The following is a 20,608-nucleotide window of genomic DNA, read 5'->3' on the forward strand; positions in this document are numbered from 1 at the left end:
GATGCGGATGAAACAGTTTTTGATTGCCCCCTCAATTCTGTCGGCCGATTTTGCCCGCCTGGGTGAAGACACTGCCAAAGCTCTCGCGGCTGGCGCGGATGTCGTCCATTTCGACGTTATGGATAACCACTACGTTCCCAACCTGACCATCGGTCCGATGGTGCTTAAAGCACTGCGTAACTACGGGATCACCGCGCCCATTGACGTGCATCTGATGGTGAAACCGGTTGACCGCATCGTGCCTGATTTCGCCGCGGCGGGTGCCAGCATCATCACTTTCCACCCGGAAGCCTCCGAACACGTTGACCGCACGCTACAGCTGATCAAAGAGAACGGCTGTAAGGCGGGACTGGTCTTTAACCCGGCGACCCCGCTGAGCTATCTCGACTACGTGATGGACAAGCTGGACGTGATCCTGCTGATGTCCGTCAACCCGGGCTTTGGCGGCCAGTCGTTTATCCCTCAGACCCTCGACAAACTGCGTGAAGTGCGCCGCCGTATTGATGAGTCTGGCTATGATATTCGCCTGGAAGTGGATGGCGGCGTGAAGGTCAATAACATCGGTGAGATTGCGGCGGCAGGAGCGGATATGTTCGTCGCAGGCTCCGCCATCTTCGATCAACCGGATTACAAAAAAGTCATTGATGAAATGCGCCGTGAACTGGCGAAGGTAAGTCATGGATAAATTGCAGGCTATTCGGGGTGTAGCATTTGACCTCGACGGCACGCTGGTCGACAGCGCGCCAGGATTAACCCGCGCCGTCGATCAGGCGCTGTATGCCCTTGAACTCCCCGTTGCGGGCGAAGAGCGCGTTGTGACGTGGATTGGTAACGGTGCAGACGTGCTGATGGAGCGCGCGCTGACCTGGGCTCGTCAGGAGCGTGCCTCCCAGCGTTCCGCGCAAGGGAAACCGAGTGTTGACCACGCGGATATTCCCCAGGATGAGCAGCAGCGTATTCTGCGCAAACTGTTCGACCGTTTCTACGAAGAGACCGTCGAAGAGGGCAGCTTCCTGTTCCCGGATGTCGCTGAAACGCTGAGCGCGCTACATGCGAAAGGCATCCCGCTGGGGCTGGTGACCAACAAGCCAACACCGTTCGTTGCGCCTCTGCTGGAAGCGCTGGATATCGTGAAATACTTCTCCGTAATTGTGGGCGGCGATGACGTGCAGAATAAAAAGCCGCATCCGGAACCGCTATTGCTGGTGGCAGGAAAATTATCCTTAGCGCCTGCGGAGCTGCTCTTTGTCGGGGATTCCCGCAATGATATTCTGGCTGCCAGAGCGGCAGGTTGCCCGTCTGTTGGGTTGACCTACGGCTACAACTACGGTGAAGCCATTACGCTGAGTGAGCCGGACGTTGTGTTCGACCACTTCAATGATTTGTTGCCCGCACTCGGGCTCTCGCACAGTGAACATCAGGAATTGAATAATGACTAAGCCCATCGTTTTTAGTGGCGCACAGCCTTCAGGTGAACTGACCATTGGTAACTACATGGGTGCGTTACGTCAGTGGGTGAGCATGCAGGATGACTACCACTGCATTTACTGCATCGTAGATTTGCATGCTATCACCGCGCGTCAGGATCCCGAGAAGCTGCGCAAGGCGACGCTCGATACGCTGGCGCTGTACCTGGCGTGCGGTATCGATCCAGAGAAGAGCACCATTTTCGTTCAGTCTCACGTGCCAGAGCACGCGCAGCTGGGCTGGGCGCTGAACTGCTACACCTATTTCGGCGAGCTGAGCCGCATGACCCAGTTCAAGGATAAATCTGCGCGCTACTCTGAAAACATCAACGCCGGTCTGTTTGATTATCCGGTGCTGATGGCGGCAGATATTCTGCTGTACCAGACCAACCAAGTACCAGTGGGCGAAGATCAGAAGCAGCACCTGGAGCTGAGCCGCGATATCGCCCAGCGCTTCAATGCGCTTTACGGCGACGTGTTCAAAGTGCCTGAGCCGTTTATTCCGAAATCCGGCGCGCGCGTGATGTCGCTGCTGGAGCCGACCAAAAAGATGTCCAAGTCTGACGATAACCGCAACAACGTTATCGGCCTGCTGGAAGATCCGAAATCGGTGGTGAAAAAGCTCAAGCGTGCGGTGACCGACTCCGACGAGCCGCCAGTGGTGCGCTACGACGTGCAGAACAAAGCGGGCGTATCCAACCTGCTGGACATTCTCTCCGGTGTGACCGGACAGAGCATCCCTGAGCTGGAAAAACACTTTGAAGGCAAGATGTACGGCCACCTGAAAGGTGAAGTGGCAGACGCCGTTTCCGGCATGCTGACCGAGTTGCAGGAGCGCTATCACCGTTACCGTAACGACGAAGCTTTCCTGCAAAAAGTGATGAAAGAGGGCGCGGAAAAAGCCAGCGCGCGCGCCTCCGAAACCCTGAAAGCGGTGTACGAGGCGATTGGGTTTGTGGCGAAACCTTAAGCCGCTTTGCCGGGTGGCGCTTACGCTTACCCGGCCTACGGGACCGTGTAGGTCGGGTAAGACGGAGCCGCCACCCGACAAAACTGACGAAACAAAAAAACCGGGAAATCCCCGGTTTTTTTACGCCTGAAAAACGCTTACTGCTGTGCCGCCGGGCCGCAACCGCCAATGATCTTCGAAATGGAGATCGCCGGATGCAGCAGGTAATCGTAGCTGCAATTATTTTTAGTATTTTGAACGTGACCGGTGCAGGCCGTCAGAGTTGTTAACAGGCCGACCAGAACGGCAGCTTTTGCCAGTTTGAACATACGCATTCCTTGTCAATAAAATCAAAAAATTGGATGTAACACGAGGGAATAAATGGAAAAGTTCCATTACGCGGGCGGTATGTTATCGACTGAGGTAAGAAGGGAGTAGTCCGCTTCAAGACTACTCCCGGGAGAGAGATTGTGCGTTAGTGGCTGGAGAACCAGTTCAGTTTTTCACGCAGTGCTACCACGCGGCCCACCACGATCAGCGCCGGGCTTTCAACCTGCTGCGCCAGCTCGCCCAGCTGCGTCAGTACGCCATCGACCACGCGCTGCGTAATGGCGGTACCGTTTTCTACCAGCGCGACCGGCATATCTGCTTCCATGCCGTGCTCCAGCAGTTTCGCCTGAATCGTGGCTGCCTGATTTAGCCCCATGTAGAAGACCAGAGTCTGCTTTTCAGCGGCCAGATTATGCCAGTCCAGTTCGCTGCCGGTTTTCAGGTGGCCCGTCACCAGGCGCACGCTCTGGGCATAGTCGCGATGGGTTAACGGAATGCCGGAATAGGCAGAACAGCCGGATGCCGCCGTAATGCCCGGCACCACGGAGAACGGAATGCCCGCGTTGCAGAGAGTTTCCAGCTCCTCGCCGCCGCGACCAAAGATAAACGGATCGCCCCCTTTCAGACGCACCACGCGCTTACCTTTTTGCGCTTCCCGCAGCAGGATCTGGTTGATCTCCTCCTGCGGTACGCAGTGATAACCTGCCCGTTTGCCGACGAACACGCGGTCAGCATCGCGGCGCACCAGATTCATGATGTCATCAGAGACCAGACGGTCATATACCACGATGTCCGCCTGCTGGATCTGCTGGAGACCCTTCAGCGTCAGCAAGCCCGCATCGCCGGGACCTGCGCCCACCAGTACCACTTCACCGCGATGATCCAGCGGTTCAGAGAGGAGTTGCTCGGTCGTCTCTTCAACCGCTTTGGTGTCCTGATTGGCCAACGACTGCGCCAGCCTGTCGTTGACAAAGAACTTCTCCCAGAAGCGACGGCGTTCGCCCACGGTTGCGAAGGTTTGCTTCACGCGGGAACGCAGCTGCCCGGCATAATGGGCAATCTGACCAAGGTGTTGAGGCAGCACGGCTTCCAGTTTTTCCCGCAGCAGACGGGCAAGAACGGGCGAGCGGCCACCGGACGACACCGCAATCATCAGCGGCGAGCGGTCGATAATGGATGGCATGATAAAGCTCGCCTCTTTCGGCGCATCCACCACGTTACAGAAGATGCGGCGCGCTTCGCAGGCGTCGCTGACGCGCTGGTTAACGTCATCGTTATCCGTTGCGGCGATGGTCAGCCAGCAAGTATCCAGCAGGGATTCATCAAATTCGCCCTGCACCTGCGTGAGCATCCCTTCCTGCGCCCAGACGTCAAACTGTGGGGCGAAGGTGAGGGCGTTAACGGTCAGTTGGGCGCCCGCCTCTAACAGCAGGCGCGCCTTGCGTTCAGCCACATCGCCGCCGCCCACGAGCAGGCAGTCGCGGTTGCGTAATTGACAAAAAATCGGCAGGTGATCCACGACGTTACCTCACAGCATTCATGGCGGGGGAAGAATTGACGTCAGGATAACAGCAGGAATCGTACAGAACATACGGTTTTTCCTGCCGTTACCCATAAGGGGTCATAAGCCTTTCCTATTGAAAAGGCGAGGGGTTACGCTTTCAGCTGCACCTCGCCGTCCTTCACGCGGACGTCGTAGTGTTTGACCGAGAAGCTTTCATCTTCCATGCAGCGCCCGTCGGTTAAGCGGAAGCGCTGCTTTTTCAGCGGGCTGGCAACCCACAGTTCGCCCTGGTGCTCCGCAATCAGACCGCGGGAGAGCACGCTGGCCTCGAAGAACGGGTCGATATTGCTGATGGCAAAAACCTGTTCATCGTGGCGAGGGCGGAAAATCGCCACCTGCTCGTTGCCCAGCAGGGCACAGACGCCGGTTGCTGGCAGAATGTCGTTAATGTTGCAGATGTTTACCCACTGGCTCATGCGTTTTCCTCCACCAGCATCACCGGAATACGTTCATACGGGGTCGCTGGACGATGCTGTTCGCGCTCCGGCACCACCTGCACGTTCGGGTCGCGCTGGGTGCTGTTGATAAAGTGTTTGAAGCGCGTCTGCGCCGCTGGCGTGTTCACGGTTTCGGTCCACTCGCAGATCACCGCCTCGCGCAGGCGAGTCATCTCGGATTCCAGCTGTTCATTCAGGCCCAGCTTGTCGTCGATAATGACTGACTTCAGATAGTCGATGCCGCCTTCGAGATTATCCAGCCAGGACGCGGTACGGGTCAGCTTATCGGCGGTACGAATGTAGAACATCATGAAGCGGTCGAGGTATTTGATCAGCGTATCGCGATCGAGATCGGCAGCCAGCAGATCGGCGTGGCGAGGTTTCATCCCGCCGTTACCGCACACGTACAGGTTCCAGCCTTTCTCGGTGGCGATAATACCCACGTCTTTACCCTGTGCTTCCGCACATTCACGGGTACACCCTGAGACGCCGAACTTCATTTTGTGCGGCGTACGGATGCCTTTGTAGCGGTTTTCCAGCTCGACGCCGAAGCCCACGCTGTCGCCCACGCCGTAGCGGCACCAGGTGCTACCCACGCAGGTTTTCGCCATGCGCAGCGCCTTAGCGTACGCGTGACCGGTTTCGAAGCCCGCCTCAATCAGCTGACGCCAGATTTCCGGCAGATCATCTTTCTGCGCACCAAACAGGCCGATACGCTGGGAACCGGTGATTTTGGTGTACAGATTAAACTCACGGGCGATACGGCCCACGGCGACCAGCCCTTCAGGGGTAATTTCCCCCCCGGCAGAACGCGGGATCACCGAGTAAGTCCCGTCTTTCTGAATATTGGCCAGGAAGTTATCGTTGGTGTCCTGAAGCGGAGTGTGTTCTGGTTTGAGCACATATTCGTTCCAGCAGGACGCAAGCAGGGAACCGACGGTAGGCTTACATACTTCACAGCCATAGCCCTGGCCGTGTTTCTCCAGCAGTTCGTCGAAGGACTTAATGCCTTCCACGCGGATCAGGTGGTACAGCTCCTGGCGAGAGTAAGCGAAGTGCTCGCACAGGTTGTTGTTCACTTCAATGCCCTGTTTTGCCAGCTCGGCGTTCAGCACCTGAGTGACCAGCGGGATACAGCCGCCGCAGCCGGTCCCGGCTTTAGTTTCCGCCTTCAGCGCCGCAACGGTGTGGCAGCCTTTGTTAATGGCGGAGATCAGCATGCCTTTGGTGACGTCGAAGCAGGAGCAGATTTGCGCGCTGTCCGGCAGTTTATCCACGCCAATGGACGGCTTACCGCTGGAGGCGTGCGCCGGGAGGATCAGCGCGTCTGGGTTTTCCGGCAGCTCAATGGCGTTCAGCACCAGCTGGAGCAGGTTGCCGAAGTCGCTGGTGTCGCCCACCAGCACCGCCCCGAGCAGGGTTTTGTTATCCTGGCTGACGATAAGACGTTTGTAGACTTCTTTGCTTTCGTCCAGATAAACATAGCTGCGGGAGTTCGGGGTGCGACCATGCGCATCGCCAATACCGCCCACGTCCACGCCCAGCAGCTTCAGCTTCGCGCTCATGTCTGCGCCGGTGAAGGCATTTTCGCTGCCGAGGATATGGTCAACGGCGACCTGCGCCATTTTGTACCCAGGTGCAACCAGACCGTATACGCGGTTATTCCAGCTGGCGCATTCGCCGATGGCGTAGATGTCCGGATCGGAGGTCTGGCAGGTGTCGTTGATCATGATCCCGCCGCGCTGCGCAACGGCCAGACCGCACTGAGTAGCCAGCTTGTCGCGCGGGCGAATGCCGGTGGAGAAGACGATGAAATCCACTTCCAGCTCGCTGCCGTCGGCAAAGCGCATGGTTTTACGCGCTTCAGTGCCTTCCTGCACGATCTCTTTGGTGTTCTTGCTGGTGTGAACCTTCACGCCCATGCTTTCGATTTTACGGCGTAACTGGTCGCCACCCATATGGTCCAGCTGTTCCGCCATCAGCATCGGGGCAAATTCGATGACGTGGGTTTCAACGCCGAGGTTTTTCAGTGCGCCTGCCGCTTCCAGACCCAGCAGACCACCGCCGACAACCGCGCCACGTTTGCTTCGACGTGCGCAGGATTCAATGGCGTTGAGGTCTTCAATGGTACGGTAAACGAAGCAATCCTGGGTTTCCGAACCTTTAATCGGCGGGATCCACGGATACGAGCCTGTCGCCATGATCAGCTTATCGTAAAAAACCGTGCGTCCGGCGCTGGAGTGGATCACTTTCTCCTGACGGTTGATGGTGATAGCGCGTTCGCCCACCAGCACTTTTACGCCATGCTTCTCGTAGAAACCTTCGCGCACCAGAGAGAGTTCTTCGGCGGTATGGTGAGAGAAGTAGGAAGACAAGTGCACACGGTCGTACGCCTTGCGGGGTTCTTCACAGAACACGGTAATATCGAACTGGTTAGCATCGGCTTTATCGAGAAGATCCTCAATAAAGCGGTGGCCGACCATGCCGTTACCGATGATAGCGAGTCTGACTTTGCTCATTTTTGCCTCGATTTCTTTTCTATTACTGCCTACCTTAACGATTCAGCAGGGGCACTTATTGATGCAAATCAAATACGCCTTCACCTACCCCTTAGGGGGTATATCTATGATTTGTCAGGATTTTTATAAGTGACGGATATTGTTTGATTTTTGTGCTTGCTTGTTTTTCACACAATTTTGGTGGGGTTTTTTACCCATCGGCGGGCGGGGCGGGTGAGCAGGGGAAAACCCCTTTGCAGTACGCAAAGGGGTTACGGCGATTAGTGGGTAGCTGTTGCCGGGTTGTGTTGACGGTGACGGGTCACAAAGCCCAGCACGAAGCACATGATGAACACCACGGCGTACAGACCGTTAGCGGTATGCAGCGCCGCCAGCGGGCCGCTGTGCGCCACAATTGGGCCCGTGACCACGAAGGTCAGCATGGTGCCGATGGTGCCGCAGGTCAGCACGAAGTTCACCAGCTTTGGCGAGGCCACTTTGGTCTGAAGAGAGCCAAGGGTGATGATCGAGGTATAAATCGCGCTGGAGAAGAAGCCCAGGGTCAGGATGAACCACGGCATATGCTCCGGGGAACCGTTGATGAACAGATACATCAGCACGGTTGCCAGACCCGCCAGAACGGTCAGGATCCGTTGCAGGTCGAAGAAGCGCAGGATAAAGCTAAACGCCCACATGCCGAACATGTAAGACATCCAGAAATCGCTCACCAGTTTACCCGCGTCGTTCAGACTCATGCCCAGACCTTTCGCATACTCAGGAACCCAGGAGATAAAGCCCAGCTGGCCCAGGATGTAACACAGCGCGGCGATGGAAAGGAACAGCACGCCGATACCCCATTTTTCTTTCGCAACTGGCTCAGACGTGGTCTGCGCTTTTTTGCCCAGCACCGGGAACTCGCAGCCGAAGGTGAGAATAAAGATCGCGACATAGACCAGACCAATGCAGGCGTACACCCAGTACCACTCAATGCTGCGCGCCAGAAGATACGCGGCGACCATCGGGAAAATCATCCCGGCCATGCTGAAGAAGGAGTCGGTGAACAGCAGACGCGCGCCGCGCTGGCGACCTTCATACATATGGGTGATCAGGAACGTACCGATCGACATGGTGATCCCGCTCACCAGGCCCAGCACGAACATGGCGGCAGAGAAGAGGGCGATGCTGTGGCTCAGCACCAGGCCCGCCACGGCGGCAACCATTAGCACGAAGCCGAAGCGCAGCTGGGTTTTCAGCGGCACGATTTCCATCAGCCAGGCATTAAGGAAAATAGAGATCAGGATCCCCGCGTTCAGGAAAGTGAAGGTGTTGCTCATGCTGGAAACGGGCAACTGGAAGTAGTCTGCGATATTTCCCATCACCATCCCGGTGACGATCACCAACGCGCCGGTCAGGGCGTAGGAGAAGAAGCTGATCCATGTGAGCTTGATGCGATTGCTGTTAGTCATGTCTGGCCTGTTAAAAGTAAAGAAAAACGCAATGACTGCGTTTGAGCGGGCAGATTTTAGTCGCGAAAGTGATCTAATTAAATCTTTTCAGAAAATATTGAGCACAATTGCAGGCTTTAACGTGATGGAGATCACATTATATCGCGGGGTGAACAATCGTTTGCGCGGTAATAATTGTTTCAATTTCGTAAAATTAGGTAAAAGACTGGTCTGGGGTCATACTGCTCTTTAGAATCAAGCCATTCGCTTTTTATACTGCGCTTTGTTAAGGAATTCTCATGCTCAAATCAACACTGGCGGCTGTCGCAGCTGTGTTTGCTCTTTCTGCCGTTTCCCCTGCTGCGCTGGCAGCTAAAGGAGACCCTCACGTCCTGCTGACTACCTCTGCGGGGAATATTGAGCTGGAGCTGGATAGCCAGAAAGCCCCTGTTTCCGTGAAAAACTTCCTCGACTACGTGAACAGTGGTTTTTATAACAACACCACGTTCCACCGCGTGATCCCGGGCTTTATGATTCAGGGCGGCGGTTTCAACGAGCAGATGCAGCAGAAAAAGCCTAACCCGCCAATCAAAAATGAAGCGGATAACGGCCTGCTGAACAAGCGCGGCACCATTTCTATGGCGCGTACGGCGGATAAAGACAGCGCCACCAGCCAGTTCTTCCTCAACGTGGCGGATAACGCCTTCCTGGACCACGGCCAGCGCGACTTTGGCTACGCGGTGTTCGGTAAAGTGGTGAAAGGCATGGACGTGGCGGACAAGATCTCTCAGGTTCAGACTCACGATGTCGGTCCATACCAGAATGTGCCGTCTAAGCCAGTGGTGATTCTCTCCGCGAAAGTGCTGCCGTAATCGTTCCCTCACACGGGCACATCCTGCCCGTGTCTTTCCGCCCTCCCTGCGAAAGCGCGTTTTGCTGCTTATACTTGTGGCAAACGGACTATTCAGGGAGGCGTAGTGAAAAAACTCACCGACAAGCAAAAATCCCGACTCTGGGAGCAACAGCGTAGCGTCAATCTTCAGGCCAGTTGCCTCCTTGAAAAAGGCAAGGGTCCCGCTGAATCCGATATCGAGACGCTGGCACTGGGGCCTTCTGCACCGGGTTTACCCCATCTGTGCCTTATTCACCGCCATTTATTCCGCAACGAAATGAAAGGCGCTGGCGAGCTGCGCACCGCCGATATCTCCAAGGGCGACATTCCATTTTGCCATTTCGAGTACATCGAGAAGGTGGGTAATGAGCTGATGGCTTCGCTGGAAAGCGATAAATATCTGGTGGGCCTTCAGAAAGAAGAGTTTACAGACAGAATCAGTCATTACTACTGTGAAATCAACATGCTACATCCGTTTATGAGCGGTAATGGCGTGGCTCAGCGGATCTTCTTTGAACAGCTGGCGATCCATGCGGGCTACGTGCTGAACTGGCAGGGGATCGACCCGGACGGCTGGGCATCCGCCAACCAGAGCGGGGCGATGGGTGATCTGACCGCCCTGAATGCTATCTTTGCCAAAGTTGTGAGCGAAGCGCGGGGATCTGAGTAAAATAGGGCGGCCATTTTTTCAGGAGCCGCCATGATTCTGCTGATTGATAACTACGATTCCTTTACCTGGAACCTTTACCAGTATTTTTGTGAGCTGGGGGCAGAGGTGGTTGTCCGCCGTAACGATGAGATCGCGCTGGCTGACATTGACGCGCTGGCGCCCCAGAAAATCGTGATTTCGCCCGGGCCGTGTACGCCGTCGGAGTCCGGTATCTCGCTGGAGGTAATCCGCCACTATGCGGGCAAGCTGCCGATTCTGGGCGTCTGCCTGGGTCACCAGGCCATTGCGCAGGTCTTTGGCGCCACCATTGTCCGTGCCGCGAAAGTCATGCACGGCAAAACCTCACCGATCACGCACACCGGTACCGGCGTATTCCTGGGGCTAAACAATCCGTTAACCGTGACGCGCTACCATTCTCTGGTGATTGATCCGCCGACCCTGCCCGCAGACTTTGAAGTGACCGCCTGGAGTGAGACCCGGGAAATCATGGGCATTCGCCACCGCGAGTACGATCTGGAAGGGGTGCAGTTCCACCCGGAAAGCATTCTCAGCGAACAGGGGCACGCACTGCTGGCCAATTTCCTTAATCGCTGAATATCTGTTGCCTTGTTGTGATTTTTTATGCATATTTTGTGATTATATTTTCACAATCACTGTGACATAAAAATGGATGGTCATGACATGGCAACTGAACAACCAGCAATTACCCGCGCGACATTCGATGAAGTGATCCTGCCGATTTATGCACCGGCTGAGTTTATCCCGGTGAAAGGGAGAGGCAGCCGCGTCTGGGATCAGCAGGGCAATGAGTATGTTGATTTCGCAGGCGGTATTGCGGTGACGGCGCTGGGCCATTGCCATCCTGCGCTGGTGGACGCGCTGAAAACGCAGGGCGAAACGCTGTGGCACACCAGCAACGTGTTCACTAACGAACCGGCGCTGCGTCTGGGGCGTAAGATCATCGATGCCACCTTCGCCGAACGCGTGCTGTTTATGAACTCCGGCACCGAAGCCAATGAAACCGCCTTTAAGCTTGCGCGCTACTACACAACCACGCGTCATAGTCCGTACAAAACCAAAATCATCGCCTTCCATAACGCCTTCCACGGTCGCTCGTTCTTTACCGTTTCCGTTGGCGGCCAGCCGAAGTATTCCGACGGCTTTGGTCCGAAACCTGCGGATATCATCCACGTGCCGTTTAACGATCTGCACGCCGTTAAAGCGGTGATGGACGATCACACCTGTGCCGTGGTGGTCGAACCCATTCAGGGGGAAGGCGGCGTCACGGCGGCCACCCCGGAATTTCTGCAAGGGCTACGCGAACTGTGCGACGAGCACCAGGCGCTGCTGGTGTTTGATGAAGTGCAGTGTGGGATGGGGCGTACCGGAGACCTGTTCGCTTATATGCACTACGGCGTAACGCCGGATATTCTGACCAGCGCGAAAGCGCTCGGCGGCGGTTTTCCGGTCAGCGCGGTGCTAACCACCCAGGATATCGCTTCCGCATTTCATGTGGGCTCACACGGCTCCACTTACGGCGGTAATCCGCTGGCGTGCGCCGTGGCGGGAGCGGCGTTCGACATCATTAATACGCCGGACGTCCTGAATGGCGTGAATGCGAAACGCGCCCTTTTTGTGAAACATCTTCAGCAGATTGACGAACAGTTTGATGTCTTCAGTGAAATCCGCGGGATGGGACTGCTGATCGGCGCCGAGCTGAAGCCTCAGTACAAAGGCCGCGCGCGCGATTTCCTGCACGCCGCCGCGCACGAAGGCGTCATGGTGCTCAACGCCGGGCCGGACGTGATGCGCTTCGCGCCGTCGCTGGTGGTGGAAGACAAAGACATCGAAGACGGGTTAACCCGTTTTGCCGCGGCGGTCGCGAAGATCGTCAGAGGCTAATACGCGGTTCGTTTTAACCGGCGCGTTAACCAAATCCCGTGATGCGGACGCTGACGCCATGCCACCGACGAAATGGTGTGCATGGTGTTGAGATGCCCGAGAACGCGCTGTAAATGCTGCTCCAGGGTGCTCATCGGCCCGTGGGTCAGCGTCTCCGGCGCTTCCAGAATGTTCGAATCCCCTGACTCGCCCGGCGCGTCGTACTCCAGACGCTGCTGACAGCGCTGGAGGGCAATTTCACACGACTGCAAATAGCGCTGCGCCAGATCCGGCGTCAGCATGGTGTGCTCGCGCGCCAGCGTGGTCATGGCATTGATGTGTTCGACGATAAACTGGCTGTGCGTGACCCACAGCTTCATGTCTGCCAGATAGTGCGAGTTGAAGCCCGGCTCCTGCATGGCCTGGTTAAGGGAGTTGAACAGGGCATTATGCGCCTGGTTGACCTTCATGCGCTCGTAGGCCAGTGGAGACGGCTGCGGGTCGTCGCTCAGGATCAGGCGAATGGCCTGCTGATCCGCCTCCAGCGCGTCGTGGGCGTTTTGCCTCAGTAATCCACTTTGCCACTGCGGCCACAGCCAGACCATGCCGCCAAAGGCGATCAGGCAGCCAATCAGGGTATCGACCAGGCGGGCAATAATTAACTGATCGGCGTTGAGCGTAAGCAACTGCAGGGTGTACACCGCCGTTACCGTAAAGCCCACCGTCGCCCAGCCGTAGTTTTTACGGATGATCAGATAACTCACCATCGTAATCGCCAGCATGCCGACCAGCGTATACCCTTCCGGCACGTGGAAGTGCAACGTTACGCCCGCGATAATCAGCCCCGCCATCGTGCCGCCCGCCCGATGCAGAATGCGCACCCGCGTGGCGCCATAGCCGTTCTGGGTGACAAACAGCACGGTCATTAAGATCCAGTAGGGTTTCGGCAGGTGCAGGGCCATTCCCATCAGGCTGGCGATGCTGAGCATGACGCTAATTCTTGCGGCGTTGCGCAGGGCGGAAGACTTCAGCGACAGGTAGCTTTTGAGCGCAGGCAGCAACGGCAGTCGTTTTTGCTTATCGGCCATCAGGTCCCGGGCATAAAGCGGGCGCTGGGTGCGCAACACCCGGGCGATGCGGCTGAAATGCCAGGCGGCAAACTGCCCGACCGGGTTATCCGCGTGCTGACGCGCAATCTTTTCCAGCGCGCCGAGCTGTTTGTCCATGTTAAAGCGCGTCGGATAGCGGTGATAGAGGATATCGTCAGCCAGCACCCGCAGGCGCGCCGCGACGGTCTGCGCGTTCCAGCGGATCACCGCTTCCGCATGGCTGCGCTCCACCAGCTTTTGCACCTCTTCCGGATTATGAAGGCTGACGGAAATATGCTCCTGCAAATCCAGCCCGACCTGGAAGGTACGCAGCAGCCGCTTATATTCATGATTTTTGTTGGCGGCAAGCATGTGCAACTGCTGATAGCACTGGCTGATCAGATCCACCACTTTTTGCTGGCGTGCCAGCAGCGGCGGCAGGGATTTTTCCGGGTCGGTATGTTGCGTGAGCAGGGTGTATTTTGCTTCGCAGTATTCAGCAAGCTGCACGTAGAGCAGGCTCAGGGATTCGCGAAGCGGCTGTTCCCGCCACAACCAGAACCAGAACCAGTTAAACAGCCCGTACCACAGCGTGCCGAGGGCGTAGATCAGCAATGGCTCCCACACCGGCATATTGCCCGCAAGGCTTAAGGTGAAGATGGCGGCAATCAGCGACGCAGGAAGCAGGCGGGCGTGCAGCGAGCTGATTTCAGCGGTTACGCCAAGCGTCATCGCCAGCACGGTCAGGATCAGCGGCAGAGGAATGTCGCGGGCCAGTAAGAGTTGCACGGCAAGGCTACAGCCGGCAAACAGGCAGCCGCCAATAATCAGGCGTTTGAAAAAGCGTTTATGCGGGGTGTCCAGACCGGCAATGTTGCAGCAGGCGGGCACGAGGGAAAACAGCAGGCCTTGCTGAAGATGTCCGAGGATCAGGCCCACGGCCACGGGAAGACACAACACCAGCGTTTGTCGCAGTGCGTAGTTAACTTCCGGGTGATAGATCAGCCTGCGCCACATAAGGAGTAGAGACAAAAACGGCGTGCCACCCTGCGGCGGCACGCCGTTTTACCGGAATTAACGGGTCCCGTAAACCACGATGGTTTTACCGTGGGCGGAGATCAGGTTTTGATCTTCCAGCATCTTCAGGATACGGCCCACTGTTTCACGGGAGCAGCCGACGATCTGACCGATTTCCTGGCGGGTAATTTTAATTTGCATACCGTCAGGGTGGGTCATGGCGTCTGGCTGTTTCGCCAGGTTCAACAGAGTCTGCGCGATACGACCGGTCACGTCCAGGAAGGCGAGGTTACCCACCTTCTCAGAGGTCACTTGCAGACGGCGTGCCATCTGGGAAGAAAGACGCATCAGGATGTCAGGGTTGACCTGAATCAGCTGACGGAATTTCTTGTAAGAAATTTCAGCCACTTCACATGCTGTTTTTGCACGAACCCAGGCGCTACGTTCCTGGCCTTCTTCAAACAGGCCCAGTTCACCGATAAAATCGCCCTGGTTCAGATAAGAAAGGATCATCTCTTTCCCTTCTTCATCTTTGATCAGCACGGCCACCGAGCCTTTAACGATGTAATACAACGTTTCCGCTTTTTCACCCTGGTGAATCAGCGTGCTCTTTGATGGGTACTTATGAATGTGGCAATGAGACAAGAACCATTCGAGAGTCGGGTCTGTTTGCGGTTTGCCAAGCACCATGCGCTGTTATCCTCTGTTATAAGCTGTCACCAGAGTCATAAGATGCATCCGGACTCTGGGGTTGCAATCGAATTCTTACCCATACCTGGGAAGTCGGCTGTCGTAACGTTTCGCAGCCAGTAAAGTTTGATGTCCTCTGCATACATGTGTAACGTCAATGTATTACTGTAGCATCCAGAGTGTTTTAGCATAGCTTTCGCCGCGTGTCTCCTGGTGTCTCGCTTCAGCATGACGCAGGTCGCCTTCCGTTGCGAGAAATGTAACGTACACGTAATCTGTCATAAAAAATGCAACGTTGGAGTGAGTGAATATGCAAGCGCGTGTGAAATGGGTTGAAGGGTTAACGTTCCTGGGCGAGTCTGCTTCCGGGCACCAGGTTTTGATGGATGGCAACTCCGGCGATAAAGCCCCAAGCCCGATGGAAATGGTGCTGATGGCGGCAGGTGGATGCAGTGCGATCGACGTGGTGTCGATCCTGCAAAAAGGCCGTCATGACGTGACCGATTGTGAAGTGAAGCTGACGTCAGAACGTCGCGAAGAGGCGCCACGTCTGTTCACGCATATTAATCTGCACTTTATCGTCACCGGCAAAGAACTGAAGGATGCGGCGGTCTCGCGTGCGGTTGACCTGTCTGCGGAGAAATACTGCTCTGTGGCGCTAATGCTGGAGAAAGCGGTAAACATCACCCATTCGTATGAAGTGATCGAGGCTTAATTTTTGGCGGGTGGCGCTTCGCTTACCCGCCCTACAAAAGCACGCCCGTAGGCCCGGTAAGCGTAGCGCCACCGGGCAAAACAACTCACGCGATTTGCTTTCCTTCCATCAGCCGCTGCACCAGCGGCGTCATGATCAGCTCCATCGCCAGCCCCATTTTTCCGCCCGGTACCACTAACGTATTCATGTGCGAAATAAACGAACCTTGTAGCATCGCCAGCAGCCAGGGGTAATCGATGCCTTCCAGGTTGCGGAAGTGGATCACTACAAAGCTCTCGTCCAGGGAAGGGATGCTTTTTGCGGCGAACGGGTTGGAGGTGTCCACGGTGGGGACGCGCTGGAAGTTAATGTGGGTTCGGGAGAACTGCGGCGTCAGGAAGTTGATGTAATCTTCCATGGAGCGCACCACCGAATCCATTACCGCCTCTCGCGAATGGCCGCGCTCGCTCATGTCACGCGTCAGCTTCTGGATCCACTCAAGGTTAACAATCGGCACCACTCCCACCAGCAAATCCACATGGCGCGCCACGTCGTGCTGAGGCGTCACCACGCCGCCGTGCAATCCTTCGTAAAACAGCACGTCAGTCGGTTCCGGCAGCGGCTGCCAGGGCGTGAACGTGCCGGGGACCTGGTTCCAGGGCACGGCTTCATCGTAGGTATGGAGATACTTGCGGGACTGCCCGGTGCCGCTCTGCCCGTATTCACGGAAGGTTTGCTCCAGCAGGCCGAAGTCATTGGCCTCCGGGCCAAAATAGCTGATGTGTTTACCCAGATCGCGCGCCTTGCGGATGGCCATATCCATCTCCGGGCGCGTGTAGCGGTGAAAGCTGTCGCCCTCTACCTCTGCCGCCCGTAAGTTAAGCTGGGCGAAAATCTTGCGGAAGGCGAGGCTGGTGGTAGTGGTTCCCGCCCCACTCGAACCCGTAACGGCAATAACCGGATGTCTGGCAGACATAGCAACTCCCTGACTGGAAAAGTGTAAGATCAGCCATGAAACGCGTTGCGGGGCATGATATTCACCGTCTCATGCAGTTCGGACCATACCAGCACCACGTCGCCGCTTTTAAGCTGGCGCTTCACATCGCTGACCTTTTGTTCAAGCGAACGTTCATGTTCACCATAATCGGTGCCTTCGCGCAAGACAAAGCTTTCAATCAGATTATCGAGCGTGTCGGGAGAGAGATCCTGCCAGGGAATAATCATTTTTTACCGTCCAGATAGGCCGTTAACCAGTCGGGTATACGCGTCTCAAGCCACATTTTTGGCCGACGCAGCGTGCCGCCAACAAAGCCGACGTGCCCGCCGAACTCGGTGAGCTGATACTCCACGTTATCCGGCAGATAGTCAGGGGCGGGGATCGAGTGATGATCCATAAACGGATCGTCTTTGGCGTGGATAATCAGCGTGGGTTTCGTGATTTGATTCAGTAAAGGCATGGCGCTGCACTGACGGTAATAGTCAATCGCATCGGCAAAGCCGTGAATTTTCGAGGTGATCAAATCATCAAATTCGCGCAGGCGCTTCACGCGTTTGAGCTGTTGCAGCGTCACAGGCAGCGTATCCGGATAGGCCTTAAGTTTACGTGCGGCGTTGGCTTTCAGCAGGTTGAGCAGATAACGCTGATAGACCCGCGAAAACCCCTTTTCCATATGATAACTGCACTGCTCCAGCATAAAGGGCGCAGAGACAATCACCGCCGCATCCAGCGGTACGGCGTCGCTCTCCTTCGCCAGCAGGCAGGCCAGCATATTCCCGCCCAGCGAATACCCCACCGCTGCCGTTGGTGCTTCGCCGAAATTGTCTCTTAGCCAGCGCAGGAACCAGGAGCCGTCCTCGGTTTCACCCGAGTGATAAATGCGTTTCTGACGGTTAGGCTCGCCGCTGCATCCGCGAAAATGCATCACCACCCCAAGCCAGCCGCGGGCTTTCGCCGCCTCAATGAGACCGTGTGCGTAAGGGCTGTGCAGGCTGCCTTCCAGGCCGTGAAACACCACCAGACGGGGCTTATATCTGGCCCGATCCGGATCTTCGCTCCAGGCGAGATCCAAAAAGTCACCGTCCGGCAGGTCAATGCGCTGCCAGTGGGGGTTGAACTGCACCTTGCGGCGGATCAGGCGCGGCAGCATGGTTTGCAGGTGAGGGTTAGCCACACCGCGCATGGGCACGAACTCTGCGCTCTCTTCGGCTGCAATGTCGAAGTCTGAGGGAATGATTTGGGTCATAAGGGCGATGCTGATTCTTGTCAGAAATTAACTATACCTTCCGAATTGTACCCCGTTTAGCCCGTTTTTCCGAAACATGAACTGATCCCGATCACATTTCTTTACCTTGATTATTACTCTCAGGCTAATGATTACGTCCTACGCTTAATTGATGCCTTTCTCACCAGAGCGCACACTTTACTCAACGTTAAGCAAATCAGAATGATGTGCTGAATCAGGAGGTTAATAATGTTATCTGGGCAAACACCCACCCGGCAATGGAACACCCGACGCAGCGAGAAAGCGCGTCGTCTGGCGTCCGTACCGGTGCAGGGCAAGGTACTGCCAACCGGCGATCTTGTCGCCATGCTGGAAAAACTGATCGCACCAGGCGACAAAGTCGTTCTGGAAGGCAACAACCAGAAGCAGGCGGATTTCCTTTCCCGTTCACTGGCCGAAGTGAACCCGCAAATCGTGCACGATCTGCATATGATCATGCCGAGCGTGGGCCGCAGCGAACATCTGGACATCTTTGAGAAAGGCATCGCCCGCAAGCTCGACTTCTCCTTCTCCGGTACGCAAAGCCTGCGCATTTCGCAGCTTCTGGAAGATGGTCAGCTCGAAATCGGGGCGATTCACACCTACATCGAACTCTACTCACGTTTATACGTCGACCTTTCGCCAAATGTGGCGCTGATTGCCGGTTTTAAAGCGGACCGTAAAGGTAACCTCTACACCGGGGCGAGTACCGAAGATACCCCGGCGCTGGTGGAAGCCGCCGCGTTCCACGACGGCATCGTCATCGCACAGGTGAACGAGCTGGTGGACGACGAGTGCGACCTGCCGCGCGTCGATATTCCGGGCTCGTGGATCGATTACGTGGTGGTGGCGGACAAGCCGTTCTTTATTGAGCCGCTCTTCACCCGCGACCCGCGCCTGATTAAACAGGAACACATCCTGATGGCGATGATGGCGATTAAAGGCATCTACGCTGAACACCAGGTGCAGTCCCTGAACCACGGGATTGGCTTTAATACCGCAGCGATCGAACTGCTGCTGCCAACCTACGGCGAACAGCTCGGACTCAAAGGCAAAATCTGTAAACACTGGACTTTGAACCCGCATCCAACGCTGATCCCGGCCATCGAAAGCGGCTGGGTGGAGAGCGTCCACTGCTTCGGCGGCGAGCTGGGGATGGAAGAGTACATCCGCGCCCGTCCGGACGTGTTCTTTACCGGTGCTGACGGCTCCATGCGCTCTAACCGCGCCTTCTGTCAGCTGGCTGGTCAGTACGCGGTCGACATGTTTATCGGTTCCACGCTACAGGTTGATGGTTACGCTAACTCCTCAACCGTGACCCGCGGCCGTCTCTCCGGCTTCGGCGGCGCACCAAACATGGGCCACGATCCGCACGGTCGTCGCCACGCCACTCCGGCCTGGCTGAACATGATCACCGAGCCTGACCCGATGCAGCGCGGTAAAAAGCTGGTTGTGCAGATGGTGGAAACCTTCCAGGCGGGCGTGAAGCCAACCTTCGTGGAGAAACTCGACGCCGTAGACGTGGCGAAAGCCTCCGGCATGCCGCTGGCGCCGGTTATGATTTACGGCGATGACGTCACCCACGTGCTGACGGAAGAGGGGATTGCTTACCTCTACCGGGCGAAAGATCTGGAAGAGCGTCGCGCCATGGTCGCCGCCGTGGCGGGTATCACCGATATCGGTCTGGGCGTTGACGCCAAACGCGTGGCGGAACTGCGCCAGAGCGGCAAGGTTGTGTATCCGGAAGATATGGGCATTCGTCGTACCGATGCCACCCGCTCTCTGCTGGCTGCGGGCAGCGTGGCTGACCTCGTTGAGTGGTCCGGCGGCCTGTATAACCCACCTGCGAAATTCCGGAGCTGGTAATGAAACTTCTGCCCCAGATCCAGGTTGAAGGCGGTGCCGAATGGCTGGCGCGAACCGCCACGCAGTGTCTGATTGACGAAGCACGTTTAAGCCCGAAGCCCGGTCTGGTGGACAGCCGGGGGAACGGCGCGCATCACGATTTATCGCTTGCGCTGATGGAGCGCTCCGCTCACAGCCTGACCCCCACGTTTCAGGCGCTGGCGCAACAGAGCTGGCAGCGTCCGGCGGATATTGCCCTCAGGCAAACCGTTGGCCGCCTGGGTCGTGAAGGCGAACGGCAGATGATGGCCGCTACCGACGGCGTGAACACACACCGTGGCGCGATCTGGGCGCTGGGATTGCTGGTGAGCGCGGTGGCGATGCTGGGCGGCGATGCCCGGGCGCAAACCGTCGCGAACACCGCCGCTCAGCTGGCGAAACTGCCGGATGACGCGGCGCCGAAAGTATTCAGCAAGGGGTTACGCGTCACGCACCGCTACCGTGTACCGGGCGCGCGTGAAGAGGCTCAGCAGGCGTTTCCGCACATCATGCAGCGCGCGCTGCCGCAGCTTCACCTCAGCCGTCTCAACGGCAGCAGCGAAACGCAGGCCAGACTCGACGCGCTGATGGCGATCATGACCTCGCTCACCGACACCTGCGTGCTGTCGCGCGCCGGCATGGAGGGGCTGGATGCCATGCAGAACGGCGCCCGTGCGGTGCTGAACGCGGGAGGATGCGCAACACTTGCGGGGCAGCAGGCGCTGGCGCGGTTAGACCGTCAGATGCTGACGCTTAACGCCTCGCCGGGCGGAGCCGCAGACCTGCTTGCCGCCACGCTGTTTCTTGACCGCGTCGAAACGCCCTATTCAAAGCATTAAGAG

Annotated in this window: 20 protein-coding genes; 10 read left to right on the top strand and 10 right to left on the bottom strand. The window is 56.7% G+C overall.

Annotation, left to right across the window (positions count from 1 at the left end):
• The first annotated feature begins 7 nt into the window (after window positions 1–7).
• The 3 genes from rpe to trpS are packed head-to-tail and all read left to right on the top strand — an operon-like array spanning window position 8 to window position 2,436.
• Window positions 8–685: a ribulose-phosphate 3-epimerase gene (gene rpe / locus CKK19_RS13960; protein ID WP_003861634.1), complete on the top strand. Its 678-nt coding sequence runs from the start codon at window positions 8–10 to the stop codon at window positions 683–685.
• Entirely contained in the window at window positions 678–1,439 is a 762-nt protein-coding gene (gene gph / locus CKK19_RS13965) for a phosphoglycolate phosphatase (protein ID WP_063853934.1), read from the top strand. Before rpe ends, gph begins: the two co-directional genes overlap by 8 nt.
• Complete coding sequence (trpS, locus tag CKK19_RS13970; RefSeq protein WP_023298773.1) at window positions 1,432–2,436, top strand: tryptophan--tRNA ligase; 1,005 nt, start codon at window positions 1,432–1,434, stop codon at window positions 2,434–2,436. Before gph ends, trpS begins: the two co-directional genes overlap by 8 nt.
• A gap of 137 nt (window positions 2,437–2,573) precedes the next feature.
• Here the strand turns inward: trpS and CKK19_RS13975 are convergent, their stop codons facing one another.
• The 5 genes from CKK19_RS13975 to tsgA all read right to left on the bottom strand — a co-directional run bounded on the left by CKK19_RS13975 (window position 2,574) and on the right by tsgA (window position 8,710).
• Complete coding sequence (locus CKK19_RS13975; protein WP_003861638.1) at window positions 2,574–2,744, bottom strand: YhfL family protein; 171 nt, start codon at window positions 2,742–2,744, stop codon at window positions 2,574–2,576.
• Between the two features lie 146 nt (window positions 2,745–2,890).
• The gene (cysG, locus tag CKK19_RS13980) at window positions 2,891–4,264 is read right to left on the bottom strand and encodes a siroheme synthase CysG (RefSeq protein ID WP_063201600.1); all 1,374 of its coding nucleotides are present in this window, start codon (window positions 4,262–4,264) and stop codon (window positions 2,891–2,893) included.
• A 134-nt stretch (window positions 4,265–4,398) separates the two neighbouring features.
• Complete coding sequence (nirD, locus tag CKK19_RS13985; RefSeq protein WP_022649617.1) at window positions 4,399–4,725, bottom strand: nitrite reductase small subunit NirD; 327 nt, start codon at window positions 4,723–4,725, stop codon at window positions 4,399–4,401.
• Window positions 4,722–7,265, bottom strand: a complete 2,544-nt coding sequence (nirB, locus tag CKK19_RS13990) for a nitrite reductase large subunit NirB (protein ID WP_022649616.1) — start codon at window positions 7,263–7,265, stop codon at window positions 4,722–4,724. Before nirB ends, nirD begins: the two co-directional genes overlap by 4 nt.
• Before the next feature lie 260 nt (window positions 7,266–7,525).
• The gene (gene tsgA / locus CKK19_RS13995) at window positions 7,526–8,710 is read right to left on the bottom strand and encodes an MFS transporter TsgA (protein WP_022649615.1); all 1,185 of its coding nucleotides are present in this window, start codon (window positions 8,708–8,710) and stop codon (window positions 7,526–7,528) included.
• A 278-nt stretch (window positions 8,711–8,988) separates the two neighbouring features.
• Between tsgA and ppiA the strand changes: the two genes are divergently transcribed.
• The 4 genes from ppiA (at window position 8,989) to argD (ending at window position 12,153) form a co-directional block, all read left to right on the top strand.
• A complete protein-coding gene (gene ppiA / locus CKK19_RS14000) occupies window positions 8,989–9,561 on the top strand; it encodes a peptidylprolyl isomerase A (protein WP_022649614.1) in 573 nt (190 codons plus the stop codon).
• Window positions 9,562–9,666: 105 nt separating this feature from the next.
• A complete protein-coding gene (locus CKK19_RS14005) occupies window positions 9,667–10,251 on the top strand; it encodes a putative adenosine monophosphate-protein transferase Fic (RefSeq protein WP_063853933.1) in 585 nt (194 codons plus the stop codon).
• A gap of 30 nt (window positions 10,252–10,281) precedes the next feature.
• On the top strand, window positions 10,282–10,845 hold the full coding sequence (pabA, locus tag CKK19_RS14010) for an aminodeoxychorismate synthase component 2 (RefSeq protein ID WP_023307105.1): 564 nt from the start codon (window positions 10,282–10,284) through the stop codon (window positions 10,843–10,845).
• Between the two features lie 87 nt (window positions 10,846–10,932).
• On the top strand, window positions 10,933–12,153 hold the full coding sequence (gene argD, locus CKK19_RS14015; protein ID WP_202816192.1) for a bifunctional acetylornithine/succinyldiaminopimelate transaminase: 1,221 nt from the start codon (window positions 10,933–10,935) through the stop codon (window positions 12,151–12,153).
• Here the strand turns inward: argD and CKK19_RS14020 are convergent.
• Both CKK19_RS14020 and crp read right to left on the bottom strand, forming a co-directional pair.
• Window positions 12,150–14,237, bottom strand: a complete 2,088-nt coding sequence (locus CKK19_RS14020; RefSeq protein WP_046620320.1) for a YccS/YhfK family putative transporter — start codon at window positions 14,235–14,237, stop codon at window positions 12,150–12,152. The two genes, argD and CKK19_RS14020, sit on opposite strands and share 4 nt — an antisense overlap.
• A gap of 57 nt (window positions 14,238–14,294) precedes the next feature.
• Window positions 14,295–14,927: a cAMP-activated global transcriptional regulator CRP gene (gene crp, locus CKK19_RS14025; protein WP_000242758.1), complete on the bottom strand. Its 633-nt coding sequence runs from the start codon at window positions 14,925–14,927 to the stop codon at window positions 14,295–14,297.
• A 310-nt stretch (window positions 14,928–15,237) separates the two neighbouring features.
• Here crp and CKK19_RS14030 point away from each other — a divergent pair, with 310 nt between their 5' ends.
• Complete coding sequence (locus tag CKK19_RS14030) at window positions 15,238–15,642, top strand: OsmC family protein (protein WP_022649609.1); 405 nt, start codon at window positions 15,238–15,240, stop codon at window positions 15,640–15,642.
• An 85-nt stretch (window positions 15,643–15,727) separates the two neighbouring features.
• Here the strand turns inward: CKK19_RS14030 and CKK19_RS14035 are convergent, their stop codons facing one another.
• Genes CKK19_RS14035 through CKK19_RS14045 form a run of 3 tightly spaced genes read right to left on the bottom strand, consistent with a single transcriptional unit; the run spans window position 15,728 to window position 17,864 of the window.
• The gene (locus CKK19_RS14035; protein WP_003861663.1) at window positions 15,728–16,597 is read right to left on the bottom strand and encodes a phosphoribulokinase; all 870 of its coding nucleotides are present in this window, start codon (window positions 16,595–16,597) and stop codon (window positions 15,728–15,730) included.
• A gap of 29 nt (window positions 16,598–16,626) precedes the next feature.
• On the bottom strand, window positions 16,627–16,845 hold the full coding sequence (locus CKK19_RS14040) for a YheU family protein (RefSeq protein WP_022649608.1): 219 nt from the start codon (window positions 16,843–16,845) through the stop codon (window positions 16,627–16,629).
• On the bottom strand, window positions 16,842–17,864 hold the full coding sequence (locus CKK19_RS14045; protein WP_063853931.1) for a hydrolase: 1,023 nt from the start codon (window positions 17,862–17,864) through the stop codon (window positions 16,842–16,844). Before CKK19_RS14045 ends, CKK19_RS14040 begins: the two co-directional genes overlap by 4 nt.
• A 228-nt stretch (window positions 17,865–18,092) precedes the next feature.
• On the opposite strand from CKK19_RS14045, the gene mdcA reads away from it, so the two are divergent.
• A complete protein-coding gene (gene mdcA / locus CKK19_RS14050; protein WP_023298766.1) occupies window positions 18,093–19,748 on the top strand; it encodes a malonate decarboxylase subunit alpha in 1,656 nt (551 codons plus the stop codon).
• A complete protein-coding gene (locus tag CKK19_RS14055; protein ID WP_022649605.1) occupies window positions 19,748–20,605 on the top strand; it encodes a triphosphoribosyl-dephospho-CoA synthase in 858 nt (285 codons plus the stop codon). Before mdcA ends, CKK19_RS14055 begins: the two co-directional genes overlap by 1 nt.
• The last annotated feature ends 3 nt before the right edge of the window (window positions 20,606–20,608 follow it).

Origin of the sequence: Enterobacter sp. CCUG 70166 (genome assembly GCF_020224095.1) — a bacterium.
Taxonomy (GTDB): Bacteria; Pseudomonadota; Gammaproteobacteria; order Enterobacterales; family Enterobacteriaceae; genus Enterobacter; species Enterobacter intestinihominis.

Excerpts from the sequence above, each read along its gene's own strand:
- rpe (WP_003861634.1), top strand. The coding sequence starts at position 8 with ATGAAACAGTTTTTGATTGCCCCCTCAATTCTGTCGGCCGATTTTGCC.
- gph (WP_063853934.1), top strand. The coding sequence starts at position 678 with ATGGATAAATTGCAGGCTATTCGGGGTGTAGCATTTGACCTCGACGGC.
- trpS (WP_023298773.1), top strand. The coding sequence starts at position 1,432 with ATGACTAAGCCCATCGTTTTTAGTGGCGCACAGCCTTCAGGTGAACTG.
- CKK19_RS13975 (WP_003861638.1), bottom strand. The coding sequence starts at position 2,744 with ATGTTCAAACTGGCAAAAGCTGCCGTTCTGGTCGGCCTGTTAACAACT.
- nirD (WP_022649617.1), bottom strand. The coding sequence starts at position 4,725 with ATGAGCCAGTGGGTAAACATCTGCAACATTAACGACATTCTGCCAGCA.
- nirB (WP_022649616.1), bottom strand. The coding sequence starts at position 7,265 with ATGAGCAAAGTCAGACTCGCTATCATCGGTAACGGCATGGTCGGCCAC.
- tsgA (WP_022649615.1), bottom strand. The coding sequence starts at position 8,710 with ATGACTAACAGCAATCGCATCAAGCTCACATGGATCAGCTTCTTCTCC.
- ppiA (WP_022649614.1), top strand. The coding sequence starts at position 8,989 with ATGCTCAAATCAACACTGGCGGCTGTCGCAGCTGTGTTTGCTCTTTCT.
- pabA (WP_023307105.1), top strand. The coding sequence starts at position 10,282 with ATGATTCTGCTGATTGATAACTACGATTCCTTTACCTGGAACCTTTAC.
- argD (WP_202816192.1), top strand. The coding sequence starts at position 10,933 with ATGGCAACTGAACAACCAGCAATTACCCGCGCGACATTCGATGAAGTG.
- CKK19_RS14020 (WP_046620320.1), bottom strand. The coding sequence starts at position 14,237 with ATGTGGCGCAGGCTGATCTATCACCCGGAAGTTAACTACGCACTGCGA.
- crp (WP_000242758.1), bottom strand. The coding sequence starts at position 14,927 with ATGGTGCTTGGCAAACCGCAAACAGACCCGACTCTCGAATGGTTCTTG.
- CKK19_RS14030 (WP_022649609.1), top strand. The coding sequence starts at position 15,238 with ATGCAAGCGCGTGTGAAATGGGTTGAAGGGTTAACGTTCCTGGGCGAG.
- CKK19_RS14035 (WP_003861663.1), bottom strand. The coding sequence starts at position 16,597 with ATGTCTGCCAGACATCCGGTTATTGCCGTTACGGGTTCGAGTGGGGCG.
- CKK19_RS14040 (WP_022649608.1), bottom strand. The coding sequence starts at position 16,845 with ATGATTATTCCCTGGCAGGATCTCTCTCCCGACACGCTCGATAATCTG.
- CKK19_RS14045 (WP_063853931.1), bottom strand. The coding sequence starts at position 17,864 with ATGACCCAAATCATTCCCTCAGACTTCGACATTGCAGCCGAAGAGAGC.
- mdcA (WP_023298766.1), top strand. The coding sequence starts at position 18,093 with ATGTTATCTGGGCAAACACCCACCCGGCAATGGAACACCCGACGCAGC.
- CKK19_RS14055 (WP_022649605.1), top strand. The coding sequence starts at position 19,748 with ATGAAACTTCTGCCCCAGATCCAGGTTGAAGGCGGTGCCGAATGGCTG.